This window comes from Streptomyces niveus (assembly GCF_001723055.1).
GTDB classification, from domain to species: Bacteria; Actinomycetota; Actinomycetes; order Streptomycetales; family Streptomycetaceae; genus Streptomyces; species Streptomyces niveus.
On the sequence record NZ_MDCR01000544.1, the window covers coordinates 1 to 603 of the forward strand.

A 603-nucleotide genomic window follows, 5' to 3' on the forward strand; every position below is an offset into this window, starting at 1 on the left:
TGCTGCACGGGCACGGGCAGCGGCAGGGGCGGGGCTCGCGGTCCACGGCCACGTCGGACCGGAGCCCGGCGGACGCGCTCGCGGACGCGATCCTGGCGGGCGGCGACCGGCTGCACCGGCCCGCCGACGCCCGCTGAGGCGCGCCGTCACCGACGAGAACCCGCCAGACGCGGGCGCTGGTACAGGCCAAGCCCCTTACCCGGGGCGGGGGGCGTAAGCGCACCGTACAGATTCGGTGGAGATTCCCACGAGCCGCACTTACTCTACGGTCAGAAGCCCGGCCCCAACCTCTCCCGGGAACTCGTTTCCCCCCTCTGACCTGGAGCGATACAGCCAGACACCACTTCCGTCCGCTCCCTCCCGCCGGACCGGCCCTTGGGGTAGCGTCACGGCGCCGTGCGGAGCGCCACAAGGAGCAGGTCATTGCGCGAGTTCACTGTCCGACCCATGGCGTCCGCTCCCCAGGTGGGTGGGCTCGCGGACGTCGTATTCGATCATGCGACGGACGATCCCCACCGGGTCGCGCTCGGTCGCAAGGGCTCCGACGGTGTGTGGCGGGACGTGAGTTCGGCCGAGTTCCGCGACGAGGTGCTGGCCCTGGCG

General features: G+C 72.0%; 1 protein-coding gene. It reads left to right on the forward strand.

Going from position 1 to position 603, the window contains the following annotated elements; all coding sequences use genetic code 11:
• Positions 1 to 423: 423 nt before the first annotated feature.
• A partial coding sequence (locus BHU15_RS41940; RefSeq protein WP_141726988.1) for a hypothetical protein occupies positions 424 to 603 on the forward strand: 180 nt, incomplete at its 3' end.